Raw genomic sequence first — 7,963 nt, 5'->3', positions numbered from 1 at the left:
AAATTTAATCTGATTGGTATTAGATGTCTATAAACAAGTAGTTAATGTCATTTCTAATCGAATTGGTTTAACTTCGGTATCTCAAAAAATGAAATTCTTTTCCTACGTTAGCCATAAACATTTAAACAAACTCATTGAAGATACGAGTAAATTTAAAACAATCAAACTCAAAACAACCGAGGATTTTCAGGCGATTCCTTATTTGGCGGCCAGCGCGATTTTATATCAACTAGATAAGAAAAAAATAGAAGATATTCACGATCTTGATTATTCCTATTCTAATCACTAAATCTTATCTTTTTATTGATATGCTCCAATAAAACGATCTAACTGCTCCAACCAAAACGGAACACTGGATTGTTACAAACATTCTCAGTGGTTCTATTTGACGGAATATATAAGTGTATATTCCTATCCACCTGAACCACCATTCCGATAGCTTGAACCACAAAGTGTGATTATTGTTGGGAGCAGTTGACATGATGGTTTGGAACAAGAGGGTGAATTTTAATTTTAGTTATAAAGAAAAAGGTCATCGAAAGATGACCTTTTTTATATTTCTATCACGGATACCAACAAGATATTTATAGGGGCCTATAATTGCTTTATTATGTGCCTGTCCATTCTTGTTTGTAATATGTGATTTATTTTTGGTTTCTCTTGTAAACCTTAAATCTAGTTTCAAGAAATATAACTAAACCAATAGCTCCTAATCCCTTTATTACTTCACCTGATAAAATATAAATACCAGCTAAGCTAATTGACAGTAGCAGGCCGAATATTTGTATATTTTCATAATATTTATTCAAAAAACCTATGTCCTTACCTTTTTTTTCTAAAATAGACAAAGTGACGCACAAAAAAAGAAATAAACCTATTATAAATTCAATAACCATTTTTTACCCTGTTAATTACCTTTACTTGATTGAATACCCATATACATTTGATAACCATCGTTTGCAACCCAAGCTTTTTCTGTTCTCGTTAAAGAGCCAGCGGGGGAGTATACATTACCGATTTTATAACTATTAAATCCAGATGATACGGCCATCCCAGCATCTATTACCACAAATGCTTTAGCCCCAAATTTAGGGTTTGCACCAAAACCAGAGTAAGCATAAGCCATTGGATTCCTACCACTCATCGCTTCATATAAATTTGACGTTCCATGCATAAATAATAACCCTCCTCCTGCAAGACACCCTACTCCAGCCGAAGCAGTACAAACAGTTGTTGCAGCACCGATTTCAGCAAGACCAGCGGCTCCTTGTGATAAACGATGAACGCCTTCAGTATTCAACGCTCCACGAAAAACCTCTATTTCTTGTGATTTAACTCCACCCCAATAATCACTCAATGTTCGCGTCACATCCTTCCATATTTTAGAATAATTGACTTTACCTAACTGATTATACAAATATTGCATGGCTGCCGTCTTTGCACCATTCTCAAATTTACCTCCTGAAATCACAGATGCAGTTCCACCAATAACCATCGAAGTAACTGTTCCATATGCAACTTCCCCAGCGCTCAAGTCAGAACCAGCTGGAAGGTATGCTCCTCCAAGCCCTTTTGTTACACCAGCAGAAAAGAATCCATGTCCGAACTTGCCACCATTTAATGAAGAAGACACTCCCCCTACGATAGCATGAGCCGCAATTTGTTGAGAAACTTGTGTTTCTGTCAACATATTTCCACCAAAGTTTATGTCTGCACCAGCTCCTCCACTAACATCACTGAAGTGGTTTCCTATTTCCTGAAAAGCTTTACCTGTAGCATAAGCAATTGCACCTGCTTTTATCCCTGCATTTAAGCTTCCTGTGACTGCAAAAGTTGATGCCGCAGTATAAACTGCACTACACCATACTTGGCAACCTGGTATAAAGTTCAAACCCACTGTTATTAAGCTATTCAACCAAGGAGTTTTTGCAATAGATCTTAATAAGTGCCCTGTACCAGTTATCTTCATCGAAGTTTTTAACAGCTTCTTAAAAAAATACCCACTTGGATCGGTATAACTCAACGGATTATTCAGTACATAGCTATATCGGTTATACGATTGTGAATTACTAGGAGCCTGAATATGCGGATCAGCCTGTAGGAATCGCCCCAAGGTTGGATCGTAAATCCGACCGTTCATATGAATGATATTTAAACCATTAAGCATTTCATGACCAGTATATCCTTGGCGCGCATAACGTTTAAATTCACCAAAACCTTGCTCGGTTACATCAACTTGTTCACCAAAGGCTTTATAATAAAAAGCGCGTTCCACTTTGGCATTATTGGTGATAGCCAATACCGAACCTAAGTGATCGCGTACCATAAGTTTACGGCTGATCACCCCTGTTGTGATATCTCGGGTGATCATAATATTGCCAACCGCATATTGATAGCTTACCTGAGCGCTACCATTATCAGACTGTTTCTCAATACGCTCAAAGGCACCAAAATAATGAGTTTGTGTATCTTTACGCTCACCATCAGCATCTAAACCAGCACCATTACCTAAATAAATATCTTTACGGAAATAACGCGATAAACCAGCACCATATCTAAAGTTAACTTGCATATTCGAATTTTGTTGAATATCTGTCACTTTATCAAAAGCAGAGTATGTGAAGCTTCTATTGCCGTCAGCAAGTAAGTTACCATTATTATCATAGTTGAAATTTCGCCCCGTTTTAGCATCATGGCGAAGTGCGTGTGGTCCTGCATTACCCTGGCTGCGTGTTTGACTACCATAACTAAAATCATTCGTTGATGAACTACAGGCTGTTGTACCCTCTTTTTGTAACATATTGCCAATTGCATCATAACAAAAATAATTTGTAGCACCTGCTTGTGAGCCATATGTCATTGCAGATTGTTTAAGTCGATTTAAACCATCATATTCATATTCATCAGTACGGGTAGCACTGTATAAGCTATTAATATCTCGGCCTTCAAGCTGACCAAACGCATTATATCTATATGAAGTATTTATATTGCCAATCGCTCCCGTACCAGTAATACCTACTGTGCTAATTCCTTTTTCTAGCCCAGTATTAGCATCAAAAATATGATTAATCGTTTGATTATTTAAATACTGCTCTTCTGTGACTTGTCCGCGATAATTTACTGCGACTGTTTCTTTTAGTGCAATCACATTCACTTTATCGGTTTTTGCATCAAACTCTAAGCTATGCTCTGATATTTTAAAACCGTTACTATCAAAACGATAACCTACCGCATAATCATTACTTAGCTGTGACATATATACGCGGCTTAAACCATCATAATAATTACGCTGATATTGGCTTACTGTCGGTTCATCATGGTGATATACCGATGTTGTGGTACTTTCTAAACGTGCAAGTGCATCATAGCCATATTCTTTTTCAAATATTAAGTTGCTATCAACAGAACAGTCTTTACCCGTTACAACACGCTCTGAATCTTTCGCTCCTTGGTATACACCATCATACATGAAACAACGTGATTCGCCTGTACCTCTTGCATCATCTATACGCTGTATTACACGCCCTAAAGTGTCGTAATTAAACCAAGTAACTTTACCATTACCATTTCGTTGCCACTTTAATTGACCTAATGCATTGTATTTATAGTTCCAAATACCTTTATCAGGATCTGACATCAATATTTTATTACCAACATCATCGTATTGATTTTGTATTTTATTACCATAAGTATCTATGGTTTCAAATAATTTACCATATGCATCATATGTATAACTAATACTGCTTGCAGTTGCACCATAGGCTGCATCGGCATTATCGATACTTTGTATTAACTTACCTGCAACATTAAAATGATTAACCTTTTTAATGGTTTTATTATCACCCGTATGACTGTCGGTTTGTCCATACATGTCATATTTAGTCTGTACCATTAAAGTTGAACCATCAAAGCTTGGTGTGGTTTGCTTAATGACACGGCCTAAAATATCATACTTAGTTTTTTGCCATTGCCCTACTAATACATTTTCATTATTGACTGGAATTGATTGTTTATGAGCTCGACCAAATTTATCAAACTCAGTAATTGAATATTGATACTCACCTGAATTATAGGTATCACTTTTTACTTTATAAGTGCGGCCCAATTTATCAAAGTACTTAGTAGTCGTCTGCCCTCTCGGGTTAGTTGTTGTTTCAGTATAACCTTGCTGTGGATATTTAGCATGTACCCAACGTCTACTTTTTAAACTAATGATGCCATTTGGTGCTTGTGTCGCTGTTAGCTGACCAATGCCATTATAGCGATAATGTGTGGTGAAACCATTTGCTCGTGCACTTGTATCACAGCTTGTCACATTAGTCGTTTTTGATTCAACGAATCCAAATGTGTTATTTACACTGAAACATGTTTTATAACCTAAATCATTCGTTTGACTTACCACAAAGCGATGTGAATTATCGTATGTCATGGTTTGTGTTTTACTAATTTCATCACTGTAGACTGGCGTACTATAGTTATTCTCAACGAGCTCTTTACCCGTTACCGTTTTAGTGAGTACATTGCCCCAGTCATCAAAACTATAGCTAGTCGTCACTTGTTGGTCTGTGCCTAATGCAATAAATTCTTTATTTAAAATACCTTTATTATCATATCCAAAACCACTCGAACGTGTTGATGATGTACCTTCATCATTTATATAAACGCTTTTAGTGACTGTACTACAGGTGAGCCGACCATATCTTTGGTAATCACCTGCAAAGCTGACATTAGAGCCATTTACTACAGCGGCACAGTCTCCACCAGTATTGAGATAACTATTTTTTGTCTCTGTGATAAATTGCTCTGTGTTATCACTCTTATCTAATTGAATTTTACTTGTTGTCAGGTTACCTGCTGTATCGTATTCATTAATGGTCGTGGTTGTACTTTTTAAACCACCATCCGAATATGTAAAGCCGTCACTGCCACCATCTAAATGATAAGCTTTTTCAGTACTTTGTTTAATGTAGCTAAAATATGGACTGGCAGGTGAATGCGTATCTAATGCACTTTGCGTTGTCAGCTTTTCATATTCATTCACTGCCTCTGAAAGCAAAATACTTGAAGTACCATCTTTTTTCACCATTTTTTGGCGTGTTTTGATTGGCATGCCAATCAACTCTGGTTCATTTAATTGATTTTGGCCATCAACGGTGGCATCAAAACCTTGATGGTAAAAAGTTTCTGTCACCATATTATAATCATCATCACGGCTATCAATAGTGGTTAACTTAGCAAAACCTAAATACCCACGACCTTGACCATGCAATGCCATATTGGCATATTTATAATTAACCTTTGCACGACCACCAATGCCATCAGGGCTACTCGCTTCACTTACAACATAAACTGGATTTGTAATGCTTATTAATGGGAAGCCGACCTCTAATGCACCTTCATATACTGAGTTATCTGTCAAAGGTTTATAGGTCACATTGGTTTGATTACCCATGCCATCGGTAAAATGCGTAATGACATTTTTTTTACTATTTGATGTATTAGAACGGTAAAATAATGACCATTTTTTATCTCTTAATCTCGCCCAGTCTAATGCACCGTCGCCATCAAAATCACCATGCTGAATAATGTCATTATCTTTGCGCTCTAATTTAAAGCTATTTTGGGTATTATAAATAAAACTAGAATCAAAATTATTTTTTGATGGGTTATAACGTTTAACATACCAGTGCTTTTGGCTTTTATTATAGGTTAATATATCGGTGTAACCATCCATGTCAAAATCCATTAACATGAAATCTTTTTCTTCGACATCCCTTAGGGCAATGTCTTGTTCTAAATAGCCTTCACCGGTACTTATACGAAAATACCAATTATTAGAACTACCTAAATATAAAATATCCGATAATCCATCTCCATTAAAGTCAGCTAGTTTTAATTTATTTATACTGTTTATATTTGTTGATTTTTCTTCAAAACTGCCACCTTTATTTAACTGTAAAGATATATCAGTTCCATCTTCAATTAAGCACAACTCTCCGTTATCACAAATACTATCACTCAGTTTAAACATATCTAAGGATACTAATAAGTCAGTTAATCCATCGCCATTAAAATCCAAAAATGTTTGTTTATTTATCGAACTTTGTGCTCTATTTGGTATATCTTTTGGAGAGTTATATATTAGTTTTTTTGCTGAAAAATATTCGGTGTTATCATTAGCTACTGATGGGTCTCCTTGATTTAAAAGCACATAAATAGACGATGACTTCCAATCCACTGAATTGGAGGTAACGGTATAGCTTATATCTAATAAACCATCACCATCAAAGTCTAATGGTTTTATTGAAAAAACCTTTGCATCTGTGGTGGTAAATACCAAGTCAGTTTCAAATGAGTAACTTTCAGTACCTGGAAAACAAAGATGTTCAAATCCAGGTTCAGTTTCACAACGCTCTACATCGCGTGTGCCGGGTTGGTAAAAAACACCGTGCCAATTAATTTCGCCTGTATTACCCGCTTTGCTAGGTACAAGTAAATCTTGACGGCCATCACCATTAATATCCATTACAATGGCATTTTTAAAAGCGATATCATCATCATTATTAGAACCGGAAATCGTAACATTTTCTGTTGTATAATTACCTGAACGACTTCTTTTACCAAAGGTAACTTGCCATTTATTTGCCGTTTTGGGTTCAATAAAATCAGATATGCCATCACCATTAAAATCAAGAATACGTGAATAACCGCCATTGTGTTTGGTGACCGTATTGACTGTATTATCGGGATAGCTATCAAAGTGGTCTTGATTCACTAACCAATCAAATGTAACTGGTTTTGAACAATGGCCGCTGGTACATTCTGTGATAGAGTCAATATACGACAGCTGTTTATGACTTGTATTATAATCAATTTCATAGGTTCGGTTACTCACCGCCGGTGATACTGCTATATTTACCCCTGTAATACGTTGCGTTTGTTGGTATTCTTGCCCGTAGCGATAACCATATTGTAAATCAAAAGGATAATCTTCAGATTTATCTGCGGTTTGTATTGTGACAGTAACAGGGCCATAGGTAATAGTGTCTAAAACTAATTCAGACGTATTATCAATATTTTTATATTGATAATTAATGGCTTTATTGTAAGGGTCACTTATTGAGCTACGTAACCAAGTTATCGCAATCTCGGTATTATTGGTCGCACTGCTATTAATATATTGAATCGAGGTTAAAGTTTTTCCGTAAATATGCGTTTCTCCAGATTTGGTTTCTGCGCTAAAGCCTACTATGTCATCGCCCTCAACATCGATGGTATATTCAGTAAAGCTATCTTGTGATGTACGATATACACCATCTGCTACCTCTATCAGTCGCTGCCCATCAACACAGAATGCATCACTAGATGTAAATGTGATATCTTCTACATAAGTGCCATTTAAATTATCGTAAAAGTGTGATTTACTACAGCGGCTAATTGAAGACAAACCCGTTAACGACCAACCAACTCCCGCAAAGCCTGTACGCGTATTGGCACTTGAATACGATAGGCCTAGTTCAGGGCGAATACCGCCGGGCCCTATAGGCAAGTTAAATGGCACGTTGTAAGTAGCGTTACCTGATTCATCAACTCTAAATTGCCCTGAAGTTGTGCTGACTTGTGTGCCTGTACCTGCTGTAGGTAGCGCATTTACTTGTGTATCATTAGTCGTTGCAAAGTCTGAACTAGTGAATGTATATAATGAAGGTTCGACATTGTCACTATTAACCACATAGCCATCACTGCCATTCTCAGCAGTAATCACAACTGAACCATCATTATTGGTTAACTTAAAATCATCTAATCCATCACTATTAAAATCACCTACCTCAAGACTAAATTCACTTGGAATTAATGTTAATTCATTCCATTGTGCCGTTGTAAGCGTGGTTATTGCCCAATTGTTTGTGGCATCTTTTTTAAGTTTTAAATAAGTATTTCCTATTTTAAGGTATAAATTACC

The 7,963-nt window shown here is 36.4% G+C and carries 3 protein-coding genes; 1 reads left to right on the top strand and 2 read right to left on the bottom strand.

Annotated elements, in window-relative coordinates:
* The first annotated feature begins 88 nt into the window (after positions 1-88).
* On the top strand, positions 89-289 hold the full coding sequence (locus CJF42_RS27820) for a hypothetical protein (protein ID WP_170940748.1): 201 nt from the start codon (positions 89-91) through the stop codon (positions 287-289).
* 355 nt (positions 290-644) lie between these two features.
* Here CJF42_RS27820 and CJF42_RS24170 read toward each other — a convergent pair whose 3' ends face one another.
* Together CJF42_RS24170 and CJF42_RS24165 are read right to left on the bottom strand one after the other, a co-directional pair.
* Positions 645-896 carry a hypothetical protein gene (locus CJF42_RS24170; RefSeq protein WP_095369086.1) on the bottom strand — a complete coding sequence of 84 codons (252 nt, stop codon included), beginning with the start codon at positions 894-896 and terminating at the stop codon, positions 645-647.
* An 11-nt stretch (positions 897-907) separates the two neighbouring features.
* Positions 908-7,963, bottom strand: a 7,056-nt coding sequence (locus tag CJF42_RS24165; protein ID WP_141235655.1) for an RHS repeat-associated core domain-containing protein, incomplete at its 5' end; no start/stop codon positions are given.

Origin of the sequence: Pseudoalteromonas sp. NBT06-2 (assembly GCF_002276045.1) — a bacterium.
GTDB lineage: Bacteria > Pseudomonadota > Gammaproteobacteria > Enterobacterales > Alteromonadaceae > Pseudoalteromonas.
This window is presented reverse-complemented; position numbering and strand designations above follow the sequence as displayed.

What these genes read in the sequence shown, in the direction of transcription:
- CJF42_RS27820 (WP_170940748.1), top strand. Translation starts at nt 89, where the DNA reads ATGAAATTCTTTTCCTACGTTAGCCATAAACATTTAAACAAACTCATT.
- CJF42_RS24170 (WP_095369086.1), bottom strand. Translation starts at nt 896, where the DNA reads ATGGTTATTGAATTTATAATAGGTTTATTTCTTTTTTTGTGCGTCACT.